General features: G+C 68.7%; 28 protein-coding genes. 5 read left to right on the forward strand and 23 right to left on the reverse strand.

Going from position 1 to position 26,533, the window contains the following annotated elements; translation table 11 throughout:
• Positions 1–41 precede the first annotated feature (41 nt).
• The 20 genes from nuoF to BLW27_RS04735 all read right to left on the reverse strand — a co-directional run bounded on the left by nuoF (position 42) and on the right by BLW27_RS04735 (position 17,582).
• Entirely contained in the window at positions 42–1,331 is a 1,290-nt protein-coding gene (gene nuoF, locus BLW27_RS04645) for an NADH-quinone oxidoreductase subunit NuoF (protein ID WP_089880008.1), read from the reverse strand.
• Positions 1,332–1,334: 3 nt separating this feature from the next.
• Positions 1,335–1,553: a DUF5337 domain-containing protein gene (locus BLW27_RS04650; protein ID WP_089880012.1), complete on the reverse strand. Its 219-nt coding sequence runs from the start codon at positions 1,551–1,553 to the stop codon at positions 1,335–1,337.
• Positions 1,554–1,562: 9 nt separating this feature from the next.
• Positions 1,563–2,213: an NADH-quinone oxidoreductase subunit E gene (locus tag BLW27_RS04655; protein ID WP_089880015.1), complete on the reverse strand. Its 651-nt coding sequence runs from the start codon at positions 2,211–2,213 to the stop codon at positions 1,563–1,565.
• A 150-nt stretch (positions 2,214–2,363) separates the two neighbouring features.
• Positions 2,364–3,101, reverse strand: a complete 738-nt coding sequence (locus BLW27_RS04660; protein ID WP_089880018.1) for a hypothetical protein — start codon at positions 3,099–3,101, stop codon at positions 2,364–2,366.
• Positions 3,102–3,148: 47 nt separating this feature from the next.
• Positions 3,149–4,270, reverse strand: a complete 1,122-nt coding sequence (gene nuoE / locus BLW27_RS04665; RefSeq protein ID WP_089880738.1) for an NADH-quinone oxidoreductase subunit NuoE — start codon at positions 4,268–4,270, stop codon at positions 3,149–3,151.
• A 127-nt stretch (positions 4,271–4,397) separates the two neighbouring features.
• Entirely contained in the window at positions 4,398–4,718 is a 321-nt protein-coding gene (locus BLW27_RS04670; RefSeq protein ID WP_089880020.1) for a hypothetical protein, read from the reverse strand.
• Positions 4,715–5,932 carry an NADH-quinone oxidoreductase subunit D gene (locus BLW27_RS04675; RefSeq protein WP_089880023.1) on the reverse strand — a complete coding sequence of 406 codons (1,218 nt, stop codon included), beginning with the start codon at positions 5,930–5,932 and terminating at the stop codon, positions 4,715–4,717. Before BLW27_RS04675 ends, BLW27_RS04670 begins: the two co-directional genes overlap by 4 nt.
• Positions 5,932–6,105 carry a hypothetical protein gene (locus BLW27_RS21135; RefSeq protein ID WP_177177819.1) on the reverse strand — a complete coding sequence of 58 codons (174 nt, stop codon included), beginning with the start codon at positions 6,103–6,105 and terminating at the stop codon, positions 5,932–5,934. Before BLW27_RS21135 ends, BLW27_RS04675 begins: the two co-directional genes overlap by 1 nt.
• Complete coding sequence (locus tag BLW27_RS04680; RefSeq protein ID WP_089880025.1) at positions 6,105–6,722, reverse strand: NADH-quinone oxidoreductase subunit C; 618 nt, start codon at positions 6,720–6,722, stop codon at positions 6,105–6,107. Before BLW27_RS04680 ends, BLW27_RS21135 begins: the two co-directional genes overlap by 1 nt.
• 42 nt (positions 6,723–6,764) lie before the next feature.
• Positions 6,765–7,376 carry a NuoB/complex I 20 kDa subunit family protein gene (locus BLW27_RS04685; protein WP_177177820.1) on the reverse strand — a complete coding sequence of 204 codons (612 nt, stop codon included), beginning with the start codon at positions 7,374–7,376 and terminating at the stop codon, positions 6,765–6,767.
• The gene (locus BLW27_RS04690) at positions 7,367–7,732 is read right to left on the reverse strand and encodes an NADH-quinone oxidoreductase subunit A (protein WP_089880028.1); all 366 of its coding nucleotides are present in this window, start codon (positions 7,730–7,732) and stop codon (positions 7,367–7,369) included. Before BLW27_RS04690 ends, BLW27_RS04685 begins: the two co-directional genes overlap by 10 nt.
• A gap of 294 nt (positions 7,733–8,026) precedes the next feature.
• The gene (locus BLW27_RS04695) at positions 8,027–8,818 is read right to left on the reverse strand and encodes a crotonase/enoyl-CoA hydratase family protein (RefSeq protein ID WP_089880030.1); all 792 of its coding nucleotides are present in this window, start codon (positions 8,816–8,818) and stop codon (positions 8,027–8,029) included.
• Positions 8,815–9,699, reverse strand: coding sequence for a hydroxymethylglutaryl-CoA lyase (locus BLW27_RS04700; protein WP_089880032.1), 885 nt, complete (start codon positions 9,697–9,699; stop codon positions 8,815–8,817). The genes BLW27_RS04695 and BLW27_RS04700 overlap by 4 nt, the downstream gene beginning before the upstream one ends.
• 11 nt (positions 9,700–9,710) lie before the next feature.
• Complete coding sequence (locus BLW27_RS04705; protein ID WP_177177821.1) at positions 9,711–10,379, reverse strand: glutathione S-transferase family protein; 669 nt, start codon at positions 10,377–10,379, stop codon at positions 9,711–9,713.
• On the reverse strand, positions 10,376–12,322 hold the full coding sequence (locus BLW27_RS04710; RefSeq protein WP_089880036.1) for an acetyl/propionyl/methylcrotonyl-CoA carboxylase subunit alpha: 1,947 nt from the start codon (positions 12,320–12,322) through the stop codon (positions 10,376–10,378). The genes BLW27_RS04705 and BLW27_RS04710 overlap by 4 nt, the downstream gene beginning before the upstream one ends.
• 57 nt (positions 12,323–12,379) lie before the next feature.
• On the reverse strand, positions 12,380–13,984 hold the full coding sequence (locus BLW27_RS04715; RefSeq protein WP_089880038.1) for a carboxyl transferase domain-containing protein: 1,605 nt from the start codon (positions 13,982–13,984) through the stop codon (positions 12,380–12,382).
• Positions 13,981–15,549 (reverse strand): AMP-binding protein, encoded by a 1,569-nt coding sequence (locus BLW27_RS04720; protein ID WP_089880748.1) that lies wholly within the window; start codon positions 15,547–15,549, stop codon positions 13,981–13,983. Before BLW27_RS04720 ends, BLW27_RS04715 begins: the two co-directional genes overlap by 4 nt.
• Positions 15,549–16,046, reverse strand: a complete 498-nt coding sequence (locus BLW27_RS04725; protein ID WP_089880040.1) for a lysozyme inhibitor LprI family protein — start codon at positions 16,044–16,046, stop codon at positions 15,549–15,551. The genes BLW27_RS04720 and BLW27_RS04725 overlap by 1 nt, the downstream gene beginning before the upstream one ends.
• A 34-nt stretch (positions 16,047–16,080) precedes the next feature.
• Entirely contained in the window at positions 16,081–16,413 is a 333-nt protein-coding gene (locus BLW27_RS04730; RefSeq protein ID WP_089880043.1) for a hypothetical protein, read from the reverse strand.
• Between the two features lie 5 nt (positions 16,414–16,418).
• Positions 16,419–17,582: an isovaleryl-CoA dehydrogenase gene (locus BLW27_RS04735; RefSeq protein WP_089880046.1), complete on the reverse strand. Its 1,164-nt coding sequence runs from the start codon at positions 17,580–17,582 to the stop codon at positions 16,419–16,421.
• A 174-nt stretch (positions 17,583–17,756) separates the two neighbouring features.
• Between BLW27_RS04735 and BLW27_RS04740 the strand changes: the two genes are divergently transcribed.
• Entirely contained in the window at positions 17,757–18,224 is a 468-nt protein-coding gene (locus BLW27_RS04740; protein WP_089880049.1) for a pyridoxamine 5'-phosphate oxidase family protein, read from the forward strand.
• A 116-nt stretch (positions 18,225–18,340) separates the two neighbouring features.
• On the opposite strand, the gene BLW27_RS04745 is transcribed toward BLW27_RS04740, so the two are convergent.
• Entirely contained in the window at positions 18,341–19,003 is a 663-nt protein-coding gene (locus BLW27_RS04745) for an HAD-IA family hydrolase (protein WP_089880052.1), read from the reverse strand.
• A gap of 104 nt (positions 19,004–19,107) precedes the next feature.
• Between BLW27_RS04745 and glmU the strand changes: the two genes are divergently transcribed.
• Positions 19,108–20,457: a bifunctional UDP-N-acetylglucosamine diphosphorylase/glucosamine-1-phosphate N-acetyltransferase GlmU gene (gene glmU / locus BLW27_RS04750; RefSeq protein ID WP_089880055.1), complete on the forward strand. Its 1,350-nt coding sequence runs from the start codon at positions 19,108–19,110 to the stop codon at positions 20,455–20,457.
• A gap of 3 nt (positions 20,458–20,460) precedes the next feature.
• Positions 20,461–22,278: a glutamine--fructose-6-phosphate transaminase (isomerizing) gene (gene glmS, locus BLW27_RS04755; RefSeq protein WP_089880057.1), complete on the forward strand. Its 1,818-nt coding sequence runs from the start codon at positions 20,461–20,463 to the stop codon at positions 22,276–22,278.
• Positions 22,279–22,299: 21 nt separating this feature from the next.
• Here glmS and BLW27_RS04760 read toward each other — a convergent pair whose 3' ends face one another.
• Positions 22,300–22,785, reverse strand: coding sequence for a hypothetical protein (locus BLW27_RS04760; protein WP_342708042.1), 486 nt, complete (start codon positions 22,783–22,785; stop codon positions 22,300–22,302).
• A gap of 116 nt (positions 22,786–22,901) precedes the next feature.
• Between BLW27_RS04760 and moaA the strand changes: the two genes are divergently transcribed.
• Entirely contained in the window at positions 22,902–23,909 is a 1,008-nt protein-coding gene (gene moaA, locus BLW27_RS04765) for a GTP 3',8-cyclase MoaA (RefSeq protein ID WP_089880059.1), read from the forward strand.
• 43 nt (positions 23,910–23,952) lie between these two features.
• On the opposite strand, the gene BLW27_RS04770 is transcribed toward moaA, so the two are convergent.
• The gene (locus tag BLW27_RS04770; protein WP_245710792.1) at positions 23,953–25,005 is read right to left on the reverse strand and encodes an anhydro-N-acetylmuramic acid kinase; all 1,053 of its coding nucleotides are present in this window, start codon (positions 25,003–25,005) and stop codon (positions 23,953–23,955) included.
• 97 nt (positions 25,006–25,102) lie between these two features.
• Here BLW27_RS04770 and tyrS point away from each other — a divergent pair, with 97 nt between their 5' ends.
• Positions 25,103–26,353, forward strand: coding sequence for a tyrosine--tRNA ligase (tyrS, locus tag BLW27_RS04775; RefSeq protein ID WP_089880068.1), 1,251 nt, complete (start codon positions 25,103–25,105; stop codon positions 26,351–26,353).
• Positions 26,354–26,533 lie beyond the last annotated feature (180 nt).

Here is a 26,533-nt window from a genome sequence, read left to right on the forward strand (position 1 = left end):
AACCATCGCCGCCCGGCCCGCCAAGGTCAAGCCGCGCCACGTTATTCGGCGGCGACGGCGCTGACGCGCTTGTGCTTGATGCGGTCCTCGATCTCGTCGCGGAAGTTGCGGATCAGGCCCTGGATCGGCCAGGCCGCCGCGTCGCCCAACGCGCATATCGTGTGGCCCTCGACCTGCTTGGTCACGTCGAACAGCATGTCGATTTCTTCGACCTCGGCGTCGCCGCGCACAAGGCGCTCCATCACGCGCATCATCCAGCCGGTGCCCTCGCGGCAGGGCGTGCACTGGCCACAGCTTTCGTGCTTGTAGAACTTCGCCAGCCGCCAGATCGCCTTGATGATGTCGGTGTCCTTGTCCATCACGATCACCGCGGCGGTGCCCAGGCCGGACTGCAGGTCGTTGCGCAGGTAATCGAAATCCATCACCGCGTCGCGCATCTTCTCGCCGCGCACGCAGGGAACCGACGATCCGCCGGGAATGACCGCCTTGAGGTTGTCCCAGCCGCCGCGGATGCCGCCGCAATGCCGCTCGATCAGCTCCTCGAACGAGATGCTCATCTCTTCCTCGACAACGCAGGGGTTGTTCACGTGACCCGAGACGGCAAAGACCTTGGTCCCCGCGTTGTTGGGGCGGCCGAAACCGGCGAACCACTCGGCCCCGCGACGCAGGATCGTGGGCACGACGGCAATCGACTCGACGTTGTTGACGGTGGTCGGGCAGCCGTAGAGTCCCGCGCCCGCCGGGAACGGCGGCTTCATGCGCGGCATGCCCTTCTTGCCCTCGAGGGATTCGAGCAGCGCGGTTTCCTCGCCGCAGATATAGGCGCCGGCACCGTGGTGCAGGAAGATCTCGAAGTCCCAGCCCGAGCCGGCTGCGTTCTTGCCCACCAGGCCCGCGTCGTAGGCCTCGTCGATGGCCGCCTGCAGGGCTTCGCGCTCGCGAATGTATTCACCGCGGATGTAGATGTAGCAGGCATGCGCCTGCATGGCGAAGCTGGCGATCAGGCAGCCCTCGATCAGCGTGTGCGGATCGTGACGCATGATCTCGCGGTCCTTGCAGGTGCCCGGCTCGGACTCGTCGGCGTTCACGACCAGGTAGGACGGCCGGCCGTCGCTTTCCTTGGGCATGAAGGACCATTTCAGCCCGGTCGGGAAGCCCGCGCCGCCGCGGCCGCGCAGCCCGCTGTCCTTCATCTCCTGGATGATCCAGTCGCGCCCCTTGGCGATCAGGTCCTTCGTCCCGTCCCAGTGGCCGCGCTTCTTCGCGCCGTCCAGCGTGCGATCGTGCATGCCATAGAGATTGGTGAAGATCCGGTCCTTGTCAGCCAGCATGTCTCAGTCCTCGTGGTGTTCCCGGCGATCGCGCCAGAGCCCGTAAATCATCCAGATCGCCCAGCCGAACCCCGCGAGCACGATCAGGTCCAGTAGCGCGCGCACCCGCTGCGTCAGGTCCAGCGCCTCTCCGATCGCGATGATCGCGATCCAAGCAAGACCAAGCCCCGCCACGAACAGCGCGACGCGCCGTCCCCGGCGGGAATGGTCGGCCGACGACATGGCGCGTCCTCAGCCCTTGTCGCCGCGCGCCAGCGCCGCGGCCTGCTTCGCCCAGTCGTCACGGCTGGCACGCCCGCGCACGCCGCCGACATTCTCGTCGATCCAGGCGATCTCGCCCGGGGTCCAGTCGGCGATCTGGTCGAAATGGTAGATGCCGATCTCGTTCAGCGACTCCTGCAGCTTGGGGCCGAGGCCGGTGATGCGACGCAGGTCATCGGCGCCGGCGGCCCGCGGCGTCTTCAGGCCCGACGGCTTGCGCGAGATCACTGCGGCTTCGGCCGCCTCGGCATTGCCGGGCTCGACCGGCGTGCCGACCCGCGCCAGTTCGCCAGCCACGCGCGCGGGCTGTGCCGCGGTGTCGTCGGCGCGCGCTTCGGCGTCCGCCTTGTCCGCACCGACGTCGGCGTCGGCCGGCATGGGTTCGGCGCTGGACGGCTCGCCCGCGGGGGCCATCGCCGCTTCGGTCGCCGCGACGGCGGCGGGCATCATGCCCAGGTTGACGAAGCTGCGCGGCGAAAGGCCCATGGCTTCCCACGGCGCCATCGCGGCGCGCATCATCTGCAGGTTGAAGGTGAGCATCGCATTGCTTTGCTGGTGCCAGAAATCGACCATGGCGCCGAAATCGTAGACCGGCGGCATCATGGGAGTCGTCTTGGTCATGTCATCGCTCCATTCGCGTTGGCAAATCGGGGCGCACACGCGTCCCGCTCGACCCCGCCCTCCCCGCGGTGCCGAGCGAGGGGTCGCACAGCGCCCCGTGCCGCGCAAGCCCCCGTATCGTCGCAACGTGCCGTCAGCGCGCGCGTTCCGCTAGCCAGTCGCGAGCGTCCTGGCCTGCGCCACCCAGTCATCGCGGATGATCCGTCCCTTCGCGCCATCGACGTTGCGTTCGATCCACGCCACTTCATCGGCCGACCAACCCGCTATCTGGTCGAAATGATAGATCCCCGCGGCGTTGAGCTGGCCGGCGAGTTTCGGCCCCACGCCCTTGATCCGCTGCAGGTCGTCGCCGCCGGCGCCGCGGGGCGCGTCCAGCGTCTCGGGCTTGCGGCCGACCGGCTCCGACGCGGCGCCAGGTCCGGGCGCGCCGGCGGGCACCGGATCACGGGGCGGGATCGGCTTCGCCGGCTCGCGGGGCGCCTCGGCCGCGGGCCGTGCGTCGTCGGCCGGAACGGGTTCCGATTCCGCTGCCGGATCGGCGGGCGGCGTCGTGGCGGCCTGCGCAGTCGCGGGCGTCACCGCCGCGGCGCCGGCGGGTACCATCGCCTCGATCGGGCGCGGCGCCGTCGGGTCACGTTCCTGCGCGGGACGGTCCGTCGCGTCGGCGCGGGGCGCGGGCGGCATCGTCATCCTGCCCCCCATCGTGCCGCAGAACGCGTATTGGGCCAAACCCCCAAGCCCCAGCATGACCAGCGCCGCGAGAAAGAGCGCCCCAAAGAAGCCCCAGCCGCCGGGAACGAGCAGCAGCACGAAGACCAGCGCCCCCCCGGCCACCGCCAGCGCCCAGCATCCCGCCTTGCAACTGAAACCGTCCCTGTCGTCGCTCATCCGATCTCTCCCAAGCTTGTCGCCGGGACCGTTCTAGCACGTCGCGCTCAGTCCGTCTTGTCCTTCGCAAGCAAGGCCTTGGCCTGCGCCACCCAGTCGCCGCGGCTGGCAGGCGCGTCGCCGTCCAGATGCGCATCCAGCCACGTGACCTCGCCCGGCGACAGCGCCGCGAACTGGTCGTAGTGGAACAGCCCCAGCTTGCGCAGCGCGTCGTCCATGTCGGCATCGACGCCGGACAGGCGCGTCAGGTCGTCGGCCTTGCCGTCGCGGGGCGCGGTCAGGCCGTGCGGCTGGGGATGCGCGGCGCCTTCGGATTCCGCGGCCGTCGCCGGTTCGGTCTCGTCCGGCCGGCCTGTCGCGGGGGTGACCGCCTCGCGCTTGTCGATCCCGGTCTCATCGACCGGGTGGTCGCCCGCGACCTCCGGGCCGCGCTTGCCCTCGCCGCCGCCGCGGCGACCCGACTGGTCGCCCCAGGGCGCGCGCAGCGGCTCTTCGGTGCCGTCGATGCGCTTGATCGTATCGCCCAAGTCCACCGCCCGCTGAACCGAGGCGTTGTACTTGATCGAGGCGTTGGTGAAGTCGGTCAGCGAAGTCAGCCCCGACGCGGGTTCCGACGCGAAGCGGCCGGTCTGGCTGCCCGGAACCGGCACCTCGCCCGCGGCCAGCCGGTCGATCAGGCTGCGCAGGCTGTCGGCGGTCAGGTCCTCGTAGTAATCCTTGCCGATCTGGGCCATCGGCGCGTTGGCGCAGGCACCGAGACACTCGACCTCCTCCCACGAGAAGCGGCCGTCGGCGGATAGCTGGTGCGCCTTGGGCGCGATCTTCTCGCGGCAGACGGCGATCAGGTCCTCGGCACCGCAGATCATGCACGACGTGGTGCCGCAGATCTGGATATGCGCCACGCTGCCCACCGGCTGCAGCTGGAACATGAAGTAGAACGTCGCCACCTCGAGCGCGCGCATGTAGGACATGTCGAGCATCGTCGCCACGTGCTCGATCGCCGGGCGCGACAGCCAGCCTTCCTGCTCCTGAGCGCGCCACAGCAGCGGGATGATCGCGCTGGCCTGGCGGCCCGCCGGGTACTTGGTGATCTGCGCTTCGGCCCAGGCGAGGTTGTCGGGCGTGAAGGCGAAACTGTCGGGCTGGTCGGGATGCAGACGTCGCAGCATGGGATGACCCTTCGTCTGGCCCGGGCGGTCCGGGCGCATGTTCGTCTCGGGCGGTTTGCGCCGCCAATCATGTCAAGCGCCCGGCACCGCCAGTCGCATCCGGCGGCGCGTGTCGCCGCCCTTCGTATCAGGGGACGGGCGGCGCCTCGGCTGCCACCGGCGCTTCGGGCACCGGCGCGCAGGCCCCCGTCACCAGCCGGACACCGCCGTTCGACAGGCGGACGGCTTCATCAGTCGCGACGCGGTACTCCGCGATCTCGGCCAGCTTCGCACGCCCGATGCCGGTCTGCAGGCCGACAGCCTGATAATCCGCGTCCGACGCAAGGTCGCAGCCGATCGAGGCCACCGCCGCGTCGAACGCGGCCAGGTTCTCGTCGGACACGCCCCGGGGCGGCATAGCGCAAGCGGCGATCACGGGCAGCGCGGCAAGCGCCAGGAGCTTCTTCATCGGTCGACCTCTCCGAAAACGATATCCATGGTGCCGATGATGGCCGCCACATCGGCCAGCTGGTGACCCTTGGAAACATGATCCATCGCCTGCAGGTGCAGGTAGCCGGGCGCGCGCAGCTTAGCGCGGTAGGGCTTGTTGGTGCCGTCCGCCACCAGATACACGCCGAACTCGCCCTTCGGTGCCTCGACCGCGGCATAGACCTCGCCCTCGGGCACGTGGAAGCCTTCGGTGTACAGCTTGAAGTGGTGGATCAGCGCCTCCATCGAGGTCTTCATGTCCGTCCGCTTCGGCGGCGTGATCTTGCCCCGCGACAGGATATCGCCGGGGCCCTCGGCGCGCAGCTTCTCGATCGCCTGCAGGATGATCGAAGTCGACTGGCGCATCTCCTCCATCCGGCACAGGAAGCGATCGTAGCAATCGCCGTTCTTGCCCACGGGAATCTGGAACTCGAACTCGTCGTAGCATTCGTAGGGCTGCGCACGGCGCAGGTCCCAGGCCATGCCCGAGCCACGGACCATCACGCCCGAGAACGCCCATTCCTGGGCTTCCTCTGCGGTGACCACGCCGATATCTGCGTTGCGCTGCTTGAAGATGCGGTTCTCGGTCAGCAGCGAGTCGATGTCGTCCAGCACCTTGGGGAAGTGGTGCGCCCACTCCTCGATGTCGTCGATCAGCGCGGGCGGCAGATCCTGGTGCACGCCGCCGGGGCGGAAATAGGCCGCGTGCAGGCGCGATCCGCTTGCGCGCTCGTAGAAGATCATCAGCTTCTCGCGCTCTTCGAAGCCCCACAGCGGCGGGGTCAGCGCACCCACGTCCATCGCCTGCGTGGTGACGTTCAGCAGGTGGTTCAGGACGCGGCCGATCTCAGAGTACAGCACCCGGATCAGCGAGGCGCGGCGCGGCACCGGCGTGCCGGTCAGCTTCTCGATCGCCAGGCACCAGGCATGCTCCTGGTTCATCGGCGCGACGTAGTCCAGCCGGTCGAAATACGGCAGATTCTGCAGGTAGGTCCGGCTTTCCATCAGCTTCTCGGTGCCGCGGTGCAGCAGGCCGATATGCGGGTCACACCGCTCGACGATCTCGCCGTCGAGTTCCAGCACCAGGCGCAGCACCCCGTGCGCCGCCGGGTGCTGCGGACCGAAGTTGATGTTGAAATTGCGGATCTTCTGCTCGCCGGTCTGGGCGTCGTCGAATCCCTTGGAGCCGTCCATCAGTGTCTCTCCATGTCCTGCAGCTTCAGCGCCATGACCCACAGCAGGATCAGCGGCACGATCGGGATCACGGCCGCGAAGGCCCAGTACTTGTGGACCCCGAAATGCGGCAGCAGTTTCATCAGCGGGATGATCGTCGCGACGGTGACGGCGATCCAGATCAGGAAACCCATCAGCCCTTCGCCTTCTCTTCGGTCTTCTCGTCGCCGGGCAGCACGTATTCCGCGCCCTCCCACGGGCTCATGAAGTCGAACTGCCGATATTCCTGAACCAGGCTAACAGGTTCGTAGACGACGCGCTTCTGCTCTTCGTCGTAGCGGACCTCGGTGTAGCCGGTGGTCGGAAAGTCCTTGCGCAGCGGGTGTCCGCGAAAGCCGTAATCGGTCAGGATGCGGCGCAGGTCCGGATGGCCCGAGACCAGTAGGCCGAACATGTCGAAGATCTCGCGCTCGAACCAGCTGGCCGAAGGGTGGATCGAGCTGATCGACGGCACGGTATCGTCCTCGCGCACGGGCACGCGCAGGCGGATGCGGTGGTTCTGCCACATCGACAGGAAGTGATAGACCACGTCGAACCGCTTGGCCCGCTGCGGGTAATCCACCGCGGTGATGTCGACCAGCGTGGTGAAGCGGCAGGTCGCGTCGGTCTTGAGGAACTCGACCAGCCCGCGCAGGTTCGACAGCGCCACGTCGACCGTCAGTTCGCCATGCCGCGAAACCTGCCAGCCAAGTACGCAATCGGGGCGTCGCGCCTCGATGTGACTTCCCAACTCGTTCAGCGCCTCGGTCATCGCGCCTTCTCCTTCAGGGCTATCGTCTGCACCGTCATCGCCCTAGCGCACCAGCGTTCCGGTGCGGCGGATCTTCTTCTGCAGCGCCATGATGCCGTATACCAGCGCCTCGGCCGTGGGCGGGCAGCCGGGCACGTAGATGTCGACCGGAATGATCCGGTCGCACCCGCGCACGACGCTGTAGCTGTAGTGGTAATACCCGCCGCCATTGGCGCAGGAACCCATGCTGATCACGTAGCGTGGTTCCGGCATCTGGTCGTAGACCTTGCGCAGCGCCGGCGCCATCTTGTTCGTCAGCGTGCCCGCGACGATCATCAGGTCGGACTGGCGCGGCGAGGCGCGCGGTGCCACTCCGAAGCGTTCCAGATCGTAGCGCGGCATCGAGGCATGCATCATCTCGACGGCGCAGCAGGCCAGACCGAAGGTCATCCAGTGCAGCGATCCGGTGCGCGCCCAGTTGATGATGTCCTCGGTCGAGGTCAGCAGGAAACCCTTGTCCTGCAGCTCGCGGTTCAGCGTCTGGGTCGCCGGATCGCGCTGGTAGCCCGGCATGTCCGCTTCCAGCGGCACCTGCGCGGAGGCGCCGGACTTCACGCGCGGGGTCTGGTACCCCTCGCCCTGCACGCGGGTCACTTCGGGATCGTTCACTGCCATTCCAGTGCCCCCTTCTTCCATTCGTAGGCGAAGCCCACGGTCAGCAGCGCCAGGAACGCCATCATCGACCAGAAGCCCACCATGCTCACGTGCTGGAACGCGACCGCCCAGGGAAACAGGAAGGCGATTTCCAGATCGAAGATGATGAACAGGATCGACACCAGGTAGAACCGCACGTCGAACTTCATCCGCGCGTCGTCGAAGGCGTTGAAGCCGCATTCGTAGGCGCTGACCTTCTCGGGGTCCGGATTACGGACCGCCACCACCACGGCGGCGAGAATCAGCACCAGCCCCAGGCCGATCGCGACGGCCAGGAAGACGAGGATGGGAAGATATTCCCGAAGCAGTTCGTCCACGTGATTTCCCCTTGCTGGGTCGATGGAGTCCGGGTCGGCCGTGCCGATCGCCGTCCGTTGGGGCGGCGCTCCGTACCGATACCGGGCGCGCGGCGTCCCGCGACGCACCTTGCAGATGTGGCTTTACTCCTGGCGGATCAAAGGGTCAACCGGGCGCGAATACAAGGCCGCGGGCGAATATCCCACCATTTCAGAATGTTGGCCTTTCCGAGGCCTTGCGACAATTGGCTGCGCCGCGCAGACGTCACGCCTGACGCAGCGTCGACCGCCCCTTTGCGGGATCATGCCGCCGCTTCATTCCGCCGCGTCGTCCCACGGCGCGCGCCGTTTTTCAAGGAACGCCGCCACGCCTTCATGCGCCTCGGCTGTCTCCCATCGCAGGGCCAGCGCGTCGATCGCCATCTCGACGTCCGAGCCGCGGACCTCGCCGGCGAGATCGCGCAATAGCCGCTTGGCCTCGCGCACCGCGCCCGGCGCGCAGGACAGGTAGGGCGTCACCTCGGCCGCGACCGCGTCGTCAAGCGCGTCGGCCGGCACAACACGCGTCAGCAGGTTCAGGCGAACGGCCTCGGCCGCGTCGAACAGGCGCGCGGACATGAAAACCTCCTGCGCGCGCGTGGCGCCCATGCGCGCGATCACGTAGGGGCCGATGTTCGCCGGGATCAGGCCCAGCTTCGTCTCGGTCAGGCCGAAGCGCGCGCCGTCGACCGCGATGACGACGTCGCAGACCGAGAGCAGCCCGACACCGCCGCCGAAAGCGTTGCCCTGCACCCGCCCAATCAGCGGCTGCGGCAGCGCGTAGAGCGCCCCGAGCGCGCTGGCGATGCGCTTGGATTCGCGCCGCCGCGTACGGGTGTCCATGCCGAACTGCTCGCGCATCCAGGCGAGGTCGCCGCCGGCGCAAAAGCTGCGTCCTTCGGCGGTCAGCACGACGACGCGCGTCTCGGCATCCTCGGCCACGGCTTGGGCCACGCCCTCGAGCTCGGTCAGCATCTCGGCCGACAGGGCGTTGTGCTTGTCGGGCCGGTTGAGCGTTATTGTGGTCACGCCGCGTGCGTCGCGCGCCACGTCGATCAGTCCGGTCATCGTCCTGCCTCCTGCTGGATGGTTTCGCGCGGTGGCCGCATGGCGCACGCCATCGTGGCGGCGCGGGACAGCAACGCCCCGTCCAGCCCGGTGTCGTAGCCAAGCGCGGTCAGGCGGTCATGCACCGCCTCGGTCGCCACGTTGCCGGCCGCGCCGGGCGCGTAGGGACAGCCGCCGAGACCGCCCACGGCGGCGTCGAACACCCGCAGGCCCCGCGCCAGCGCCGCCTCGACATTGTCGAGGGCGCGTCCTGCGGTGTCGTGGAAATGCCCCGCCAGCTTTTCGGCCGGCAACTCCTTTAGAACCGCGGCCAGCATGGCATCTACCGCCTCGGGCGTCGCCTGCCCGATCGTGTCGCCGAGGCTGATCTCGTAGCAGCCCATGTCGCGCAGGGCCGCCGCGACCCGCGCCACCGCCTCGGGCGCCACCGCGCCGTCGAAGGGACAGTCGCAGACGCAGGACACGTAGCCGCGCACCGGCAACCCGGCCTCGCGCGCCGCCGCCGCCACGGGTGCGAAGCGTTCGAGGCTTTCGGCAATGCTGGCGTTGATGTTCGCGCGCGAGAACCCTTCCGAGGCCGAGCCGAAGACCGACACCTCGTCCGCCCGCGCCGCGATGGCGCGCTCCAGACCCTTCATGTTCGGCGTCAGCGCGGCGTAGGACACGCCCGGCGCGCGGCGGATGCCGGCCAGTACCTCGGCCGAATCCGCCATCTGCGGCACCCATTTCGGACTGACGAAGCTGGCGCATTCGATCCGGCGGAAGCCCGCGCTGGACAGGATGTCGACCAGCGCCACCTTGTCAGCGGTGGGAATCGCGCGCGTCTCGTTCTGCAGCCCGTCGCGCGGGCCGACCTCGAAGATCTCGACGGGTCCGGTCATGGCGTCCTCTCTCAGGCTTCGGGCACAGGATAGAAGTCGCGGTCGTAGAACCGCTGCGGGCCTTCGCGGCCGACCGCGCGGCGATGGGCATCGCGCGCCTCCATGCGGGCCTTGTAGGCCAGCAGGCGCGGGAATTCATCCATCTTCACGTAGTAGGGCGCCGCGAACAGGTTGAAGCCCATCATGATGTCGGCGGCCGAGAATCCCGACGGCAGCAGCCAGTCGCCGGCCAGCCGCTCCTCCATCCCGCGCAGGGTCTGGCGCAACCGCGCCACCGTCAGCTTGACCACTGTCGCGGGCGGTTTCGCCGGCGGGCGGAGAAAGACCATCATCAGGTTCAACTGCTCGATCAGGCTGGCCTGCGTCTCGGCGTAGTGGATCCATTGCAGGTAGGCAGGCCGTTCCGCATCGCCGGGCGCGCGGCCAAGCTGCGGTGCGTGAGTTTCGACCAGGTGCTGCACGATCGCTCCGGACTCGCTCATCTCCAACCCGTCATGCTCGATCGCCGGGATGCGCATGGCTGGCGAGACGCGCGGCAGCGCGCCCTCGCGCATGCCCGCGGTGCCGATGCGGTATTCCACCACGTCCAGCCCGCCGAAGCGGTCGACGCCGATCTCCTCGGTCAGCCAGAGCACGCGAAAGGACCGGCCGTACTGCACGTGATGCAGGGTGAGCGTCACGCAGTCTCCTCCACCTCTTCCAGCCGGATCAGCGGCGCGCCCGCCTCGACCTGTGCGCCTTCGGTGACCAGAACCTCGGCCACCGTGCCGTCGCGCCAAGCGGTCATGGCGTGCTCCATCTTCATGGCCTCGAGCACCACAAGCCGCTGGCCTTCGACCACGTTCTGCCCGGCCTCGACCGCCACCGACACGACGCGGCCGGGCATCGGCGCCAGCGTCAGCGAGTCGCCCGTCGCGGCCGCCGCCGCGCGTTCCAGCGGGTCGATCACGTCGAAAGCGACCGCGGGCGCCGCGAAGACCGTCACCCGGCCGCGCTCTGCGTGCACGGGTGCTGCGGGCTCGCCATCGATGCGCCAGATGCCGCCGCGGCGCTCGGCAAGCGAGGTCGCCTCGGGCAGCGCGATCTCGACCGAATGCGGGCCGCCGACGCGCAGGGTGCAGTCGATCTCGGTGCCGCCGGTGGACAGGGTGATGCGCCGCGCGAGCGGCTGCCACAGGGTGAACCCGGCATCCCAGCCATTGTCGCCATCCAGACCCGCCGCCGCCAGCGCCGCGCGCGCGACCACTCGCTGATGGGCCGCATCCAAGGCTGTCAGCGCGTCGAGATCGCGCGCGATCAGCCCGGTATCGACCTCACCGGCGGCAAAGCCCGGATGCGCCGCCAGCCGCGACAGGAAGGCGAGATTGGTGACGGTGCCGGCGACCTGCGTCCCCGCCAGCGCGCGCGACAGCTTGCGCAGCGCGATGGCGCGGGTCGGGCCGTGGGTGATGATCTTTGCGATCATCGGGTCGTAATGCGGGCTGATCACGTCGCCGCCGCGCACGCCGCTGTCGCAGCGGGCGTCGGCGGGAAATTCCAAGTGCGACAGCCGGCCGGTCGCGGGCAGGAAGCCCGCCGGCACGTCCTCGGCATACAGCCGCGCCTCGAAGGCGTGGCCGGAGATCGACAGGTCCTCCTGCCGCGCGGGCAGCGGCTCGCCTGCGGCGACGCGCAACTGCCATTCGACCAGGTCCACGCCGGTGATCGCCTCGGTCACCGGGTGTTCCACCTGCAGGCGGGTGTTCATCTCCATGAACCAGAACCCGTCGGGGCGTAGACCACGTGATCCGTCGACGATGAACTCGATCGTGCCCGCGCCGGCATATCCGATCGCCTCGGCCGCGCGCACCGCGGCGTCGCCCATCGCAGTGCGCATCTCGGGCGTCATGCCGGGCGCGGGCGCTTCCTCGATCACCTTCTGGTGGCGGCGCTGAAGCGAGCAGTCGCGCTCGAACAGGTGGACGGCGCGCGTCCCGTCGCCGAAGACCTGCACCTCGATGTGGCGCGGTCGGGTGACGAACTTCTCGATCAGCACTGCGTCGTTGCCGAAGGCGGTGCGCGCCTCGCCCTTGGCGGATTTCAGCGCGTCGGCGAAATCGCCCTCGCGCTCGACCAGCCGCATGCCCTTGCCGCCGCCGCCGGCGACGGCCTTGATCAGCACCGGATAGCCGATCGTCGCGGCCTCGGCCGCCAGCGTCCCGGCATCCTGATCGTCGCCGAGGTAGCCCGGCACGACCGGCACGCCGGCCTCTTCCATCAGGCGCTTGGCGGCGTCCTTCAGGCCCATCTTGCGGATCGCGGACGCCGAGGGACCGATGAACACCAGCCCCGTCGCCTCGACCGCCTCGACAAAATCGGGGTTCTCCGACAGGAAGCCGTAGCCGGGATGGATCGCCTGCGCGCCGGTGGCCAGCGCGGCCTCGATGATCGCCTCGCCGCGCAGGTAGCTTTCAGCCGGAGACGCGCCGCCCAGGCTGACGGCGCGGTCGCCCATGGCCACGTGCGCGGCGCCCGCGTCCACGTCGGAATGGACGGCGACGGTGGTCACGCCCATGGCCCGCGCGGTGCGGATGACCCGGCAGGCAATCTCGCCGCGGTTGGCGATCAGGATGGTGTCGAACATGCGCGTCCTCCGGGCCTTGCGCCCCTTGAAATCCTTCGTGCCGGCACGGGGCCGGCGCTACATCCGGAACACGCCAAAGCGCGTCTCCTCGATGGGCGCGTTCAGCGCGGCGCGCAGGCTCAGCGCCAGAACCGCGCGCGACTTGCGCGGGTCCACGATGCCGTCGTCCCACAGCCGGGCCGAGGCATAGAGCGGGTGCGACTGGCGCTCGAACATCTCGATCGTCGGGCGCTTGAACTCGGCCTCGTCCTCCTCGGACCAGCTGCCGCCCGCGCGTTCGATCGCGTCGCGTTTCACGGTCGCCAGCACCCCCGCCGCCTGCGGGCCGCCCATGACGCTGATCCGGCTGTTGGGCCAAGTCCACAGGAAGCGCGGCTGGTAGGCGCGTCCGGACATGCCGTAATTGCCCGCGCCGAAGCTGCCGCCGACCAGAAGCGTGATCTTGGGCACGCTGGTCGTGGCGACCGCGGTCACCATCTTGGCGCCGTGGCGCGCGATGCCCTCGTTCTCATATTTCCGGCCGACCATGAAGCCGGTGATGTTCTGCAGGAAGACCAGCGGGATGCGCCGCTGGCTGCACAGTTCGACGAAATGCGCGCCCTTCTGGGCGCTTTCGCTGAACAGCACGCCGTTGTTGGCGATGATGCCGACGGGCATGCCCTCGACATGGGCAAAGCCGGTCACCAGGGTCTCGCCGAAGCGGGGCTTAAACTCGTCCAGACGCGAGCCGTCGACGATGCGGGCGATGACCTCGCGGATGTCGTAAGGTGTCGTCAGGCGGTCGGGCACGACGCCCAAGATCTCGTCGGGGTCGTAGGCGGGCGCTTCCGGCGATTGCAGATCGACCACCGCGCTGCGGTCGGGGCCGAGCGAGCCTACCGCGCGTCGCGCCAGCGCCAGCGCGTGCGCGTCGTCCTCGGCAAGGTAGTCGGCCACGCCGGACAGGCGCGTGTGCACGTCGCCACCGCCGAGATCTTCGGCACTGACCACCTCTCCGGTTGCGGCCTTCACCAGCGGCGGGCCGGCGAGGAAGATGGTGCCCTGCTCCTTGACGATGATGGTGACGTCGGACATCGCCGGCACGTAGGCGCCCCCGGCGGTGCAGGAGCCCATGACCACGGCGATCTGCGCGATGCCCTTCGCCGACATGCGCGCCTGGTTGTAGAAGATGCGGCCGAAATGGTCGCGATCGGGAAAGACCTCGTCCTGGTTCGGCAGGTTGGCGCCGCCGCTGTCGACCAGGTAGAGGCACGGCAGGCGGTTTTCCTCGGCGATCTCCTGCGCGCGCAGGTGCTTCTTCACGCTCATCGGGTAGTAGGTGCCGCCCTTCACGGTGGCGTCGTTGCACACCACCATGACCTGCCGGCCCTGAACCAGACCGATGCCCGCGATGACACCGGCTGCTGGCGCGGCCCCGTCGTAGAGGCCATGCGCCGCCGTCGCGCCGATCTCGAGGAAGGGCGTGCCCGCGTCGAGCAGGTTTGCCACACGCTCGCGCGGCAGCATCTTTCCGCGGTCAAGGTGCCGCTGACGGGCCTTGGCACCGCCGCCCTCGGCGGCTTGCGCGGCCGCTTGCTGGATCTCGTGCAGAGCGTCCATGTGCGCGGCGCGGTTGCGGGCGAAATCCTCTGACCCGGTCAGGATTTGCGAGGCGATCTTCATGTCTTGCCTTCCGTGTCAGGTGAGGTTTCGGCGGCTGCCCGAGCCTTCAGTTCGCGGCGGATGACCTTGCCAGTCACCGTCATCGGCAGCACTTCCAGAAAAGCGATTTCCCTTGGGCAAGAATAGGTTGCGAGCCGATCCTTCACCCATGCCTTCAGCGCGTCGGCGTCGGGCGTGCTGCCCGTGCGCGGGACGACATAGGCCTTCACGATCTCGGTGCGCAGCGCGTCGGGCTTGCCCACCACGCCCACGTTGGCCACGTCGGGATGCGCCATCAGGCAATCCTCGATCTCGGACGGGCCGATGCGGTAGCCGGCGCTGGTGATCACGTCATCCTCGCGGCCGCGGAAGCGGATGAAGCCGTCCTCGATCGTGCCGCGGTCGCCGGTCACCAGCCAGTCGCCGCGGAACTTCGCGGCGGTCTCGGCGGGCTTGCCGCGGTATTCCAGCATCATCGACGCGGCGCCACGGCGGATGGCGATGTCGCCCTCGCCGTCGGTCGGATTGCCCTCGGCGTCGATCACGGCCACGTCGAAGCCCGGTACCGCGCGGCCGATCGCGCCGGGGCGTGGATCGAACAGCGCGGCGCAGGCGCTGGCGACCATGTTGCATTCGGTCTGGCCGTAGAACTCGTTTATCGTCACCCCGAACGCTTCGCGACCCCAGGCCAGCATCTCGGCACCCAGCGGCTCGCCGCCGCTGGCGACGCTGCGCAGGCCGGGAAGAGACGCGTCCGCCGCCTTCAGCATCCGCAGGGCGGTCGGCGGGAAGAATATGTTCCGGACCGAGGCTTCGCGGATGATCTTCAGGCACTCGTCGACGTCGAAGCGCGCCATGCGGGCGGCCACGACCCGCACGCCGAGCGCGAGGCCCGGCATCGCCACGTCGAACAGCCCGCCGATCCAGGCCCAGTCCGCCGGTGTCCACAGCACATCGCCCGGCTGGCCGAGGAAGTCGTGGCTCATCTCGACGCCCGGCAGGTGACCGGTCAGCATCCGGTGGCCGTGCAGCGCGCCCTTTGGTGCCCCCGTGGTACCCGAGGTGTAGATCAGGCAGGCGGGCGTTTCCGGCCCGGTCTCGACCGCCGGGCTCTCATCGGGTGCGTCGGGCAGGTCGGCGGCAGTCAGCGCCGCATGGCCCAGCCCCGATACGCGCGCGGCGCCCTCGTCGTCGGTGACGGTGACCTTGGCGCCCGCGTCACCCAGTCGCGAGCGCAGCGCGTCGTCGCGGAACAGCACGAACAGCGGCACCGAGATCGCGCCCAGCCGCCACGCGGCCAGATGCGCGGCCAGGCACAGCGGCGACTGCGACAGCAGAACGCCCACCGTGTCGCCCGCAGCCACGCCGCGCGCCACCAGCGCCGCCTGCACCCGGCGCGACAGATGCGCGAGATCGGCGTAGCTCCAGTCCACGCGCGCGCCGCCCGACAGGTCGATCAGCGCGAGGCGGTCAGGCTCGGACTTAGCGCGGTCGTCGCAGGCCTGCACCGCCATGTTGAGCCGCGACGGCAGGTCCCACGCGAAATCCGCCCGCTGCGAATCGTATGATCGGGCCGGCTTCAGCATCATTCGGCTCCGAGCTGTTCTTCGAGATACAGCGCCTGCTGCGCAGTCTGCGACATGAGGCACGCCAGCTGCGCCGGACCGCCGCCGGTGCCGCCGCCCCACAGGCTGCGCTCGTAGTCGCAGCGCCGGTCGCGATAGGTGATCCAGGCGCGCTGCATCTCGCGCAGCGCCTCGACCGAGGAAGGCACGGGCGCGCCAAGCTGGGCGTTCTCGGCGTCGAGAGTGGCAAGCCTGTCGCGCAACGCGCCGTAGGCAGTGTTGAGCGCCTCGTCCCAGTATTGAAGCTCGCTGTCGAAGCAGAAGCCCATGGCGACGGTGGAATAGCCGCCCTGGTTCTCGACCATGCAGGCCTGTGCGCTGGCGCCGATGCACGTGTCGCCCAGGCCGCCCGCGGCAAAGCAGTCGTCCGTGGCCTGCGGCGAAAAGACCAGGTCCTGCGCGGCGGCAGGTACGGTCGCGGCGGCAAGGCAGAAGACGGCAAGGGCGGCTTTCAACATGGCAGGGGACCCGGAAAGGGCTTCGGAGACAATGTCATGTGCGCGGCGCGCCGCCGGGCGCGCGCGGCGCTTCGTCCGGGCCGGTCATGCCCACCAATCCGCCCAGACGGTTCACGTCGAACCGCCAGCCCGGGCCGTCCGGCGGCGCGCAGATCACCGTGATCCAGACCCAGCCACCCTGCCCCGGCACAGCCACGCAATCCGCCGCGCGGGCCTGCGGGCCAGCCAGGGCGACGTAACGCTCGACATAGGCCAGGATCGCGTCGCCCTCGGTCAGGTTGGCCGCCAGCCAGCCCAGCCGGAACGCCTGCAGCGCGGCGAGCGAGACGATCAGGGCAAGCGGCAGGAACCAGACCCATCGCGGCATGCCCCTCAGGCGACCGAGGCCAGCAATTCGCGGCCGATCAGCATGCGCCGGATTTCGGACGTGCCGGCGCCGATCTCCATCAGCTTCGCGTCGCGGAACAGCCGTGCGACCGGTGCGTCGGCCATGAAACCCGCGCCGCCCATCGCCTGCACCGCCTGGTGCGCCTGCACCATCGCCTGTTCGGAAGCATACAGGCAGCAGGCGGCCGCGTCCTGCCGGGTCACGGTGCCGCGGTCGCAGGCGCGCGCGACCTCGTAGACATAGGCACGGGCCGAGTTCATCGCGGTGTACATGTCCGCCATCTTGCCCTGCATCAGCTGGAACGAGCCGATGGGCTGGCCGAACTGCTTGCGCTCGGCCATGTAGGGCATGATCTCGTCCAGGCAGGCGGCCATGATGCCGAGGCCGATGCCGGCCAGAACGACGCGTTCGTAGTCGAGGCCGGACATCAGCACCTTCACGCCGCGCCCTTCCTCGCCCAGCACGTTCTCGAACGGAACCTCGCAATCGTCGAAGATCAACTCGGCGGTGTTCGAGCCGCGCATCCCCAGCTTGTCGAAATGCGGCGAGGTGCTGAAACCCTTCATCGACTTCTCGACCAGGAAGGCGGTGATGCCCTTGGGTCCAGCGTTGGGGTCGGTCTTGGCGTAGACCACCAGCGTGTCGGCGTCGGGGCCGTTGGTGATCCAGTACTTGGTGCCGTTCAGCCGGTAATGATCGTTGCGCTTTTCGGCCGTCAGCTTCATCGACACCACGTCCGAGCCGGCGCCGGCCTCGGACATGGCCAGCGCGCCCACGTGTTCACCCGAGATGAGGCCCGGCAGGTACTTGCGGCGCTGCTCGTCGTTGCCGTTCAGGCGGATCTGGTTGGTGCACAGGTTGGAATGCGCGCCGTAGGACAACGAGACGGACGCGCTGGCGCGGGCCACCTCCTCGATGGCGACGGTGTGGGCGAGATATCCCATGCCCGCGCCGCCGAATTCCTCCTCGACGGTTATGCCGTGCAGGCCAAGCTCGCCCATCTCGGTCCACAACTCGGACGGAAAGTCGTTATCGGTGTCGATCTGCGCCGACATCGGCTTGAGGCGCTCCTGCGCCCAGCGGTGCACCATGTCGCGCAGGGCGTTGACGTCTTCGCCAAGGTCGAAAGTCATCGATTGCATGAACATTGGCCGAGGCGCCTCCCCACGCTGGTCCGGCTTATTGAACGCTCGTTCAAATACTACGCGCGGGCGTGCCCCCGGTCAAGCGTCGGCTGAACACTGCTGCGGCGCAGATCGGAACGGGGGCGCACCGTCTCGCGTTGGGCAGCCAAACGCAACGCTACGCATGGAGGAGACGACATGACCGCGCTCAAAGAGACATTCTGGAAACGCATGGGCAACGTTCAGGCCGGCCTGCTGGCCGCCGATGGCGAACGCCCGATCCCGATGACCCCGCAGGTCGACCCCGAAGCCAACGCGATCTGGTTCATCACCGCCGCCGGCACGGCTGCCGATCGCGCGTCGAAATCGGGCGGCGAGGCCAGCTTCCACGTCGCCGACCCCAAGGCCGGGCTCTATGCCAACGTCTGGGGCAAGGTCGACGAACACACCAACGAGGAAAAGCTGGACGAGCTGTGGAATGCCTTTGCCGCCGCCTGGTTCCCGCATGGACGCAAGGACCATGCCGTGCGGCTGGTGAAGTTCAGCCCGCACGAGGCCGAAATCTGGGCCAATGACGGCTCGGCCAGCTTCCTGTACGAGGTGGCGAAGTCGAATGTCTCGACCCACACCCCGGATGCCGGTGACCACGGCCGGGTGACATTCTAAGCGCTGACGGCGAAGGGGGCGTTGCCCCGATGCTTCGGATCTCCGTGGAAATGCACTCGGAGCAGAGAAAACTTCAGGCTCGGGCCATTCGGCCCAGGCCTTCAACGTGTCGGGCCCTAGCCGATGAGGCGCGTGACCGCGGGCGGAAGGTCCTCGAACCGCTCGATCACGGCCTCGGGGCTCAGCGCGTGCATCGGCGCCGTCCCGCCGACGAACCCGACCAGAACGCACGGCACCCCGGCGGCGGTGGCGGTGTCGCGGTCGGTATCGGTGTCGCCCACCAGCAGCGCCGTGCCGCGCCCGCCGCCCGCGCCGTCGACCGCGGCCCAGAACGGCGCGGGATCGGGCTTGCGCACCGGCAGCGTGTCGGCCCCGATGAGCGAGCCGAACAGGTCACGTACCCCGAGGCTGGTCAGCAGCGTCTGCGCCAGCGCGAAGGGCTTGTTGGTGCACACTCCCACCGCGTAGCCGGCGCGGCGCAGCCCCTCGATCGTCTCGATGGCGCCGGGATACATCTCGGTGTGCACGTGCAGCGCCTCGCCGTAATTCTCCAGCAAGCGGGGATACCAGGCCTCGACCAAGGCGGCATCCACGCGGCCATTGCGCGCCAGCCCCTCGGTCAGCATGGGGCGACCGCCGCGCAGCGCGATCGCGGCATCCGTCGCCGCATCTAGCCGCGCGTCGACGCCCATGCCTTCGAAACAGGCATTCGCCGCGGCCACCAGATCGCCAGATGTGTCGGCCAGCGTGCCGTCGAGGTCGAAAATCACGCAGCGCATGCGCTCTCCTGTCATATGCTGCAACGCGGCGTGAGGGGGCCACCTTGCTCTTGGACTTGCGACAGGTAAAACGGGCGCCAAGCGAACACAAACCGGAATAGCGCATGAGCACCGCCCTGATCGTCCTGGCCGCCGGCAAAGGCACGCGCATGATGTCCGACCGCGCGAAGGTCCTGCACGAGGTGGCACACGCGCCGCTGCTGTGGCACGCGCTGCGCGGCGGCATAGCGCTGGACCCGGAACGCATCATCGTCGTCGCCGGACATGAGGCCGAGGCCGTGACCGCCTCGGCGCAGGAGTATGCACCCGATGCGCATGTGGTCATTCAGGCCGAACAGCGCGGCACGGCCCACGCGGTGGTGCAGGCGAAGGACGCGCTGGCGGGCTTCGCCGGCGACGCGATCGTGCTTTATGGCGACACGCCGTTCATCGGCGAGGAGACGCTGGAGCGGATGGCCCGCGCGCGGGCCGATCACGATGTGGTGGTCCTGGGTTTCGAAGCCGGCAATCCTGCGCGCTACGGACGGTTGGTGGGCGACGGCGACGCGCTGGAGCGGATCGTCGAGTTCAAGGACGCGACCGAGGCCGAGCGCGCCATCACCCTGTGCAATTCCGGGGTCCTGGCGGCGGATGCGGCGACACTGATGTCGCTGATCGACGCGGTATCGGACGACAACGCCAGCGGCGAGTTCTATCTGACCGACGTGGTGCAGATCGCGCGTTCGCGCGGGCTGTCCGCGGGCGTCGTGCGCTGCGACGAGGCCGAGACGATGGGCGTCAATTCGCGCGCCGACCTCGCCCGCGCCGAAGCGGCGTTCCAAACGCGGGCCCGTGCGCAGCTGCTGGATGACGGGGTGACGCTGCAGGCGCCCGACGCGGTCATGCTGGCCTGGGACACGGTGGTCGGCCGCGACGTGGTGATCGAGCCCAACGTGGTCTTCGGCCCGCACGTGACGGTCGAGACCGGCGCGGTGATCCGCGCCTTTTCGCACCTCGAAGGCTGCCACGTCAGCCGCGGCGCCGTCGTCGGCCCCTATGCCCGCCTGCGCCCCGGCGCCGAGCTGGCCGAGGATGTCCGCGTGGGCAACTTCGTCGAAATCAAGAATGCCCAGCTGGCCGAGGGCGTGAAGGTCAACCACCTGTCCTACATCGGCGACGCCGAGATTGGCGCACGCACCAACGTGGGCGCCGGGACTGTCACCTGCAACTACGACGGCGTCTTCAAGCATCGTACCGTGATCGGAAGCGACGTCTTCATCGGCTCGGACACGATGCTGGTGGCGCCGGTCACGCTGGGCGACGGCGCGATGACGGGCTCGGGCTCGACGATCACCGAGGACGTGCCCGCCGGCGCGCTGGCGCTGGCGCGGGCGCGGCAGGTGACAAAACCAGGATTTGCAGAGAAACATTTCAGCATGCTGCGGGCCAGGAAGGCGCGCGGCGGAAAGGACTAGTCCATGTGCGGCATCGTCGGAATCCTGGGACGGCACGAGGTCGCTCCCGCCCTGGTGGAGGCGTTGCGGCGGCTCGAATACCGCGGCTATGACAGCGCCGGAATCGCGACGCTGCGCGACGGCAAGCTCGACCGCCGCCGCGCCGTGGGCAAGTTGGTGAACCTGTCCGACGCGCTGGTGCACGACCCGCTGCCGGGCAAGTCCGGAATCGGCCACACCCGCTGGGCCACCCACGGCGCCCCGACCGAACGCAACGCGCACCCGCATCGGGCCGGCTCGGTCGCCGTGGTCCACAACGGCATCATCGAGAATTACAAGGCGCTGCGCGACAGCCTTGCGGCCGACGGCTACGCCCCCGAAACCGACACCGACACCGAGACCGTGGCGCTGCTGGCGCAGCGGCACGTGGCGGCCGGGAAGGACCCCGTCGAGGCCGCGATGGCCACGATCGACGAACTCAAGGGCGCCTTCGCGCTGGTCTTCCTGTTCGACGGTCACCCCGACCTGATGATCGGCGCGCGCAAGGGCAGCCCGCTTGCCATCGGCCACGGCGAGGGCGAGATGTTTCTCGGCTCGGATGCGATCGCGCTTGCGCCCCTGACCGACACGATCACCTATCTCGAAGAAGGCGACCGCGCGATCCTGACCCGCGACGGCGTCGAGATCCGCGACGAGAGCGGCGCGCAGGTCTCGCGCGAGCCGCAGAAGATTCGCATGGACGCCGCCCGCGTCGACAAGGGCGGGCACAAGCACTTCATGGCCAAGGAGATCGCCGAGCAGCCTGTGGTACTCGCCAACGCGCTGCAGGCCTACCTGTCGGACGACGGCATCGTGCTTCCCGAGCCGGGAATCGACTTCGACAAGGTCGAGCGCATGGTCATGGTCGCCTGCGGCACCGCCTACTATGCCTGCGTCACCGCGAAATACTGGTTCGAGCAGCTGGCCGGAATCCCGGTCGAGGTCGATATCGCGTCGGAATTCCGCTACCGCGAGCCGCCGATCTCGAAGGGCACCGTGGCGCTGTTCGTCAGCCAGTCGGGCGAGACCGCGGACACACTCGCCGCGCTGCGCCACTGCACGGGGCGCGCCGACAGCATCCTGTCGGTGGTGAACGTGGAAAGCTCGTCCATCGCGCGGGAAAGCGATCTGGCGTTGCCGATCCATGCAGGCACCGAGATCGGCGTCGCCTCGACCAAGGCGTTCACGTGCCAGCTCAACGTGCTGCTGTTGCTGGCCCTACGCGCGGCCGAAGCTCGCGGAAAGATGAGCAATTCCGAAGTCGCGACGCTGCTGGACGAGTTGCGGCGGCTGCCCGGCGTGTTCAACGCGGCGCTGGGGCGCGACGACATCATTCGCGAAACGGCCGAGGACCTAGCCGACGCGCATGACGTGTTGTTCCTGGGCCGCGGGCTGATGTTCCCGCTGGCGTTGGAAGGTGCGCTGAAACTGAAGGAAATCAGCTACATCCATGCCGAGGCCTATGCGAGCGGAGAACTCAAGCACGGCCCCATCGCGCTGATCGACCATGCGGTGCCGGTCGTGGTCATGGCGCCGCGCGACCACCTGTTCGAGAAGACGGTCTCGAACATGCAGGAGGTCATCGCCCGCGGCGGCCCGGTGGTCCTCATCACCGACGCCGCCGGCGCGGCCGAGGCGGGTGACGACGCTTGGCGGACCATCGTCATGCCCGACGTCGACCCGCGCCTGACCCCGCTGCTATACGCCCTGCCGGCGCAGCTTCTGGCCTACCACGCGGCGGTCGCCAAGGGCACCGACGTGGACCAGCCGCGCAACCTGGCGAAGTCGGTCACGGTCGAATAAGCGGCGCGGCCCAGCCGCACCCTACTCGATCGAGTATACCGTCAGCGTCGGCAGATCGGTCAGCGGTATCTCGAGCAACCGCATCGCGGCCAAAGAGATCCGGCTGCCCGCGCCCTCCTCGGCCGGCTCCAGCGTGACCTTGGCCGAAGCACCTCCGGCGGTTTCGACCCGGCCCTCGGTCTCGATGCTGACCAGCGGCGTCTCCAGCCAGAAGCCCGTGCGCGCCACGTCGCCCAGCGACACCACGGTTTCGCCAAGCCGCGTCTCGCCGCCCGAGGGCGCCTCGGTCGCGGCGGCGCGATCGACCTCGGTCGAGGTGTCGAACTGCTCGGGCGTCGCGGCACCGGCCGGTGGTGGCGGGGTGCGCGGCGCAGCGGCGGTCTGGACGGCCGCGGGCGCGTCGGCGCCTGCGGTTTCGCTCTGGGCCGGGCCACCGGTCAGGCGTTCGACCTGGGCGCAGGCGGACAGCGCCAGCGCGAGGGGGAGAAGGGTGACAAATCGTATCATGGCGCCATGCTATGCGCGCGGCACACCGGTGGCAATCGCCGGTGCGGCGCTTTCCACCCACGACGGTCGTTGCCGCGGCACTTGCCCCACAGCCCCCCGGCCTTTATCTGTGGACCATGAGCATCCCGTTGATCGACCCGTTCCAGCGCCCGATCTCGTATCTGCGCGTCTCCGTCACCGACCGCTGCGATTTTCGCTGCGTCTACTGCATGTCCGAGAACATGCAGTTCCTGCCGAAGAAAGAGCTTCTGACGCTCGAGGAGCTCGACCGGATGTGCTCGACCTTCGTTGGCCTTGGCGTGGAAAAGCTGCGCATCACCGGCGGAGAGCCGCTGGTGCGGCGCGACATCATGACCTTCTTCCAGCGCATGACGCGGCACCTCGACAGCGGCGCGCTTAAGGAGCTGACGCTGACGACGAACGGCTCGCAGCTGGCGCGCTTCGCCGATGCTCTCTACGCCGCCGGCGTTCGGCGCGTGAACGTGTCGCTCGATACGCTGGACGAGAAGAAGTTCGCCGACGTGACCCGCTGGGGCCGCCTGCCGCAGGTGCTCAAGGGTCTGGATGCGGCGCAGAAGGCCGGGCTGCGGGTCAAGATCAACGCGGTGGCACTGAAGGGCTTCAACGAGGACGAGCTGGTCTCGATGACCGAGTTCTGCGCCGAGCGCGACATGGACCTGACCTGGATCGAGGTCATGCCGATGGGTGATATCGGCAACGAGGACCGGCTGGGCCAGTACTGGAAGCTGGACGACCTGCGCGCCACGCTGGGCGGACACTACACCCTGACCGACCTGCCCGAGCGCACCGGAGGGCCGGCGCGCTACGTCCGGCTGGAGGAGACCGGCCAGAAGATCGGCTTCATCACGCCGCTGACGCACAATTTCTGCGAAAGCTGCAACCGGGTGCGACTGACCTGCACCGGCGAACTGTTCATGTGCCTGGGTCAGGAAGACAACGCCGACCTGCGTTCGGCCCTGCGCAACCATCCCGACAGCGACGCACCGCTGGAGCAGGCCATCCGGGGCGCCATCGCGCGCAAGCCGAAGGGCCACGATTTCGACTATTCCCGTCAGTCCGTCGACGGGCGCGTGTCGCGCCACATGAGCCACACCGGCGGGTAAGTTCAGGACCGCAGCAGCCAGACCGCGCCGGCGGGGCGCAGCGTCAGGGACGGCTGATCTGTCCACCACCCACCGGCGCCGGAACGCCGGTCGTCGATGGCGCCGATGTCGGCAGGCCGCGCGCCACGCGCACGGCGAGATACGCGAAGGCCTGCGCCTCGAGCATGTCTCCGTCGAGATCCACGGCCTCCACCGGCTCGACCGGGCAGTCGAGACAGGCGCCCAGCATCCGCATCATCACCGGGTTGAGCCGGCCGCCTCCGGTCACCAGAACGCGTTCGGGCGGCTGCGGGCAATGTTCCATCCCGCGCATCACCGACGCGGCGGCCATCGCCGTCATCGTCGCCGCGGCGTCGGCATCGCTCAGCCCGCGCACGAGGTCGAGCATCACGGAAAAGTCGTCGCGATCGAGCGACTTGGGCGGCATGCGGGAAAAGTAGCTCTCGGCCAGGAAAAGCTCCAACGCGCCGTCGAGCACGCGGCCCTGCCGCGCCAGCGCGCCGTCGCGGTCGCAGTCGAGGCCGAGGCGCTGGCCCACCAGGTCGTTGATCGGCTCCGCCGGCCCGGTGTCGAAGGCCAGCAGCGCGCCTTCGGCCTCGGGCGCCTCGATGCGCGGGTCGACCCAGGTCAGGTTGCCGACCCCGCCGAGGTTCAGGAACGCGAGCGGCCGCTTCGCGCCGATGTGACGCGCGCAGGCGTGGTGGAAGAACGGCGCCAGCGGCGCACCCTCGCCACCCATCGCCACGTCGGCCGCGCGGAAATCCCACACCACCGGCACTCCCAGCGCGCGGGCGAGGGCTTCGCCGTCGCCAATCTGGTGCGTGCCGCGGCCGCGCGGCTCGTGCGCGAGCGTCTGACCGTGGAACCCGACAAGCTCCGCGTCCTCGAATTCGCCCAGAAGCGCCGCGTGGGCGGCCTGCACCGTGTCGGCCGCCTGCGCCACGTCGTCATCATGCCAACGGCCGAGCGCCGCCCGCAGGATCTCGCGTTCGGCGGGGGAGTAGGCGCGGTAGCCGGTCTTTCCGAAGGACTCGATCCGGTTTCCGTCGGTGACCACCATCGCCGCGTCGACCCCGTCCAGCGAGGTGCCCGACATCGCCCCCAGCGCCGGGATCGACCCCTGCCCGTTCTTGCCCTTCACCTTCCGCCTCGCCGGTTGTATGGCTTCGCCCGCTGTATAACGAGGTGGCCCCATGACCTACCATCCGAAATCGAGTTTCATGCGCGTGATGATCGAGCGCGGCTACCTGGCCGACTGCACCGATTACCAGGGGCTGGACGAGGCGCTGAACGCGGGGATGGTGACGGCATATATCGGCTACGATGCCACGGCGAAGTCGCTGCATGTCGGCCACCTGCTGAACATCATGATGCTGCGCTGGCTGCAGAAGACCGGGCACAAGCCGATCACGCTGATGGGCGGCGGCACGACCAAGGTGGGCGATCCGTCGTTCCGGGCGGATGAGCGCCCGCTGCTGACGCCCGCGCAGATCGACGACAACATCGACGGGATGAAGCAGGTCTTCGCCAAGTACCTCGACTACGGCGAGGCGGGCAACGGCGCGCTGATGCTGGACAACGCCGAGTGGCTGGACGGGCTGAATTACCTGGAATTCCTGCGCGACATCGGGCGGCATTTCAGCGTCAACCGGATGCTGTCCTTCGAGAGCGTCAAGTCGCGGCTGGACCGCGAGCAGTCGCTGTCGTTCCTCGAATTCAACTACATGATCCTGCAGGCCTACGACTTCCTCGAGCTGAACCGCCGCTACGGCTGCCTGCTGCAGATGGGCGGGTCGGACCAGTGGGGCAACATCGTCAACGGGATCGACCTGACGCGGCGGGTGCTGGACCACGAGATCTATGGGTTGACCTCGCCGCTGCTGACCACGTCCGATGGCCGCAAGATGGGCAAGTCGGCGGGTGGCGCGGTCTGGCTCAACGGCGACATGCTTACGCCTTACGAGTTCTGGCAGTTCTGGCGCAACACGACCGATGCCGACGTGGGCCGGTTCCTCAAGCTCTACACCGAGCTGCCGGTCGAGGAATGCGAGCGGCTGGGCGCGCTGGAAGGCTCCGAGATCAACGATGCCAAGATCGTGCTGGCCAACGAGGTCACCACCCTGTGCCACGGGGCGGACGCCGCCGCGGCGGCCGAGGCGACGGCGCGCGAAGTGTTTCAGAAGGGCGGCGTGGGTGACGACCTGCCGACGCTGGTCCTGTCGGCGGACGAGGTCGGCGAGGGCATCTCGATCGTGCAGGTGATCGTGCGGGCGGGGCTGGCGAAGTCCGGCAAGGAGGCCAAGCGCCTGATCGCCGAGAACGGCGCCCGGCTGGACGACGCGCCGCTGGAGGATGCCGGGCTGATGCTGGACCGGGGCGCGCTGGCCTCGCCGGTCAAGCTGAGCGCCGGTCGGAAGCGGCACGCGCTGGTCCGGATGGAGTGAGCGAGTTCCGGTGTCCCACGATGGGACACCGGGGCGCCTTAGCGAAATCAAGGGCTTGCAGAGACGGATTCACGAAGCGTTAAGCTTCGGCCCTAGATCGCCAGCGACGCCAAGGCCAAGATCGCGAAGGGCAGCGACAGGACGCAGGCCAGCAGGAGGGCCGCGGCGGCGGTGGGTTTC

Origin of the sequence: Citreimonas salinaria, assembly GCF_900107235.1 — a bacterium.
Lineage (GTDB): Bacteria > Pseudomonadota > Alphaproteobacteria > Rhodobacterales > Rhodobacteraceae > Citreimonas > Citreimonas salinaria.

Bases quoted from the DNA above. Each gene is read 5' to 3' on its own strand.
- BLW27_RS04710 (WP_089880036.1), bottom strand. From the start codon at position 12,322: ATGTTCGACACCATCCTGATCGCCAACCGCGGCGAGATTGCCTGCCGG.
- BLW27_RS04760 (WP_342708042.1), bottom strand. From the start codon at position 22,785: ATGATACGATTTGTCACCCTTCTCCCCCTCGCGCTGGCGCTGTCCGCC.
- moaA (WP_089880059.1), top strand. From the start codon at position 22,902: ATGAGCATCCCGTTGATCGACCCGTTCCAGCGCCCGATCTCGTATCTG.
- BLW27_RS04655 (WP_089880015.1), bottom strand. From the start codon at position 2,213: ATGACCAAGACGACTCCCATGATGCCGCCGGTCTACGATTTCGGCGCC.
- BLW27_RS04700 (WP_089880032.1), bottom strand. From the start codon at position 9,699: ATGACCGGACCCGTCGAGATCTTCGAGGTCGGCCCGCGCGACGGGCTG.
- BLW27_RS04685 (WP_177177820.1), bottom strand. From the start codon at position 7,376: ATGGCAGTGAACGATCCCGAAGTGACCCGCGTGCAGGGCGAGGGGTAC.
- glmU (WP_089880055.1), top strand. From the start codon at position 19,108: ATGAGCACCGCCCTGATCGTCCTGGCCGCCGGCAAAGGCACGCGCATG.
- BLW27_RS04735 (WP_089880046.1), bottom strand. From the start codon at position 17,582: ATGTTCATGCAATCGATGACTTTCGACCTTGGCGAAGACGTCAACGCC.
- BLW27_RS04745 (WP_089880052.1), bottom strand. From the start codon at position 19,003: ATGCGCTGCGTGATTTTCGACCTCGACGGCACGCTGGCCGACACATCT.
- nuoE (WP_089880738.1), bottom strand. From the start codon at position 4,270: ATGCTGCGACGTCTGCATCCCGACCAGCCCGACAGTTTCGCCTTCACG.
- BLW27_RS04740 (WP_089880049.1), top strand. From the start codon at position 17,757: ATGACCGCGCTCAAAGAGACATTCTGGAAACGCATGGGCAACGTTCAG.
- BLW27_RS04770 (WP_245710792.1), bottom strand. From the start codon at position 25,005: ATGTCGGGCACCTCGCTGGACGGGGTCGACGCGGCGATGGTGGTCACC.
- BLW27_RS21135 (WP_177177819.1), bottom strand. From the start codon at position 6,105: ATGGGTTTCCTGATCTGGATCGCCGTCACCGTCGCGACGATCATCCCG.
- BLW27_RS04670 (WP_089880020.1), bottom strand. From the start codon at position 4,718: ATGAAGAAGCTCCTGGCGCTTGCCGCGCTGCCCGTGATCGCCGCTTGC.
- BLW27_RS04675 (WP_089880023.1), bottom strand. From the start codon at position 5,932: ATGGACGGCTCCAAGGGATTCGACGACGCCCAGACCGGCGAGCAGAAG.
- BLW27_RS04650 (WP_089880012.1), bottom strand. From the start codon at position 1,553: ATGTCGTCGGCCGACCATTCCCGCCGGGGACGGCGCGTCGCGCTGTTC.
- nuoF (WP_089880008.1), bottom strand. From the start codon at position 1,331: ATGCTGGCTGACAAGGACCGGATCTTCACCAATCTCTATGGCATGCAC.
- BLW27_RS04720 (WP_089880748.1), bottom strand. From the start codon at position 15,549: ATGCTGAAGCCGGCCCGATCATACGATTCGCAGCGGGCGGATTTCGCG.
- tyrS (WP_089880068.1), top strand. From the start codon at position 25,103: ATGACCTACCATCCGAAATCGAGTTTCATGCGCGTGATGATCGAGCGC.
- glmS (WP_089880057.1), top strand. From the start codon at position 20,461: ATGTGCGGCATCGTCGGAATCCTGGGACGGCACGAGGTCGCTCCCGCC.
- BLW27_RS04730 (WP_089880043.1), bottom strand. From the start codon at position 16,413: ATGCCGCGATGGGTCTGGTTCCTGCCGCTTGCCCTGATCGTCTCGCTC.
- BLW27_RS04725 (WP_089880040.1), bottom strand. From the start codon at position 16,046: ATGTTGAAAGCCGCCCTTGCCGTCTTCTGCCTTGCCGCCGCGACCGTA.
- BLW27_RS04660 (WP_089880018.1), bottom strand. From the start codon at position 3,101: ATGAGCGACGACAGGGACGGTTTCAGTTGCAAGGCGGGATGCTGGGCG.
- BLW27_RS04715 (WP_089880038.1), bottom strand. From the start codon at position 13,984: ATGAAGATCGCCTCGCAAATCCTGACCGGGTCAGAGGATTTCGCCCGC.
- BLW27_RS04695 (WP_089880030.1), bottom strand. From the start codon at position 8,818: ATGACCGGACTGATCGACGTGGCGCGCGACGCACGCGGCGTGACCACA.
- BLW27_RS04680 (WP_089880025.1), bottom strand. From the start codon at position 6,722: ATGACCGAGGCGCTGAACGAGTTGGGAAGTCACATCGAGGCGCGACGC.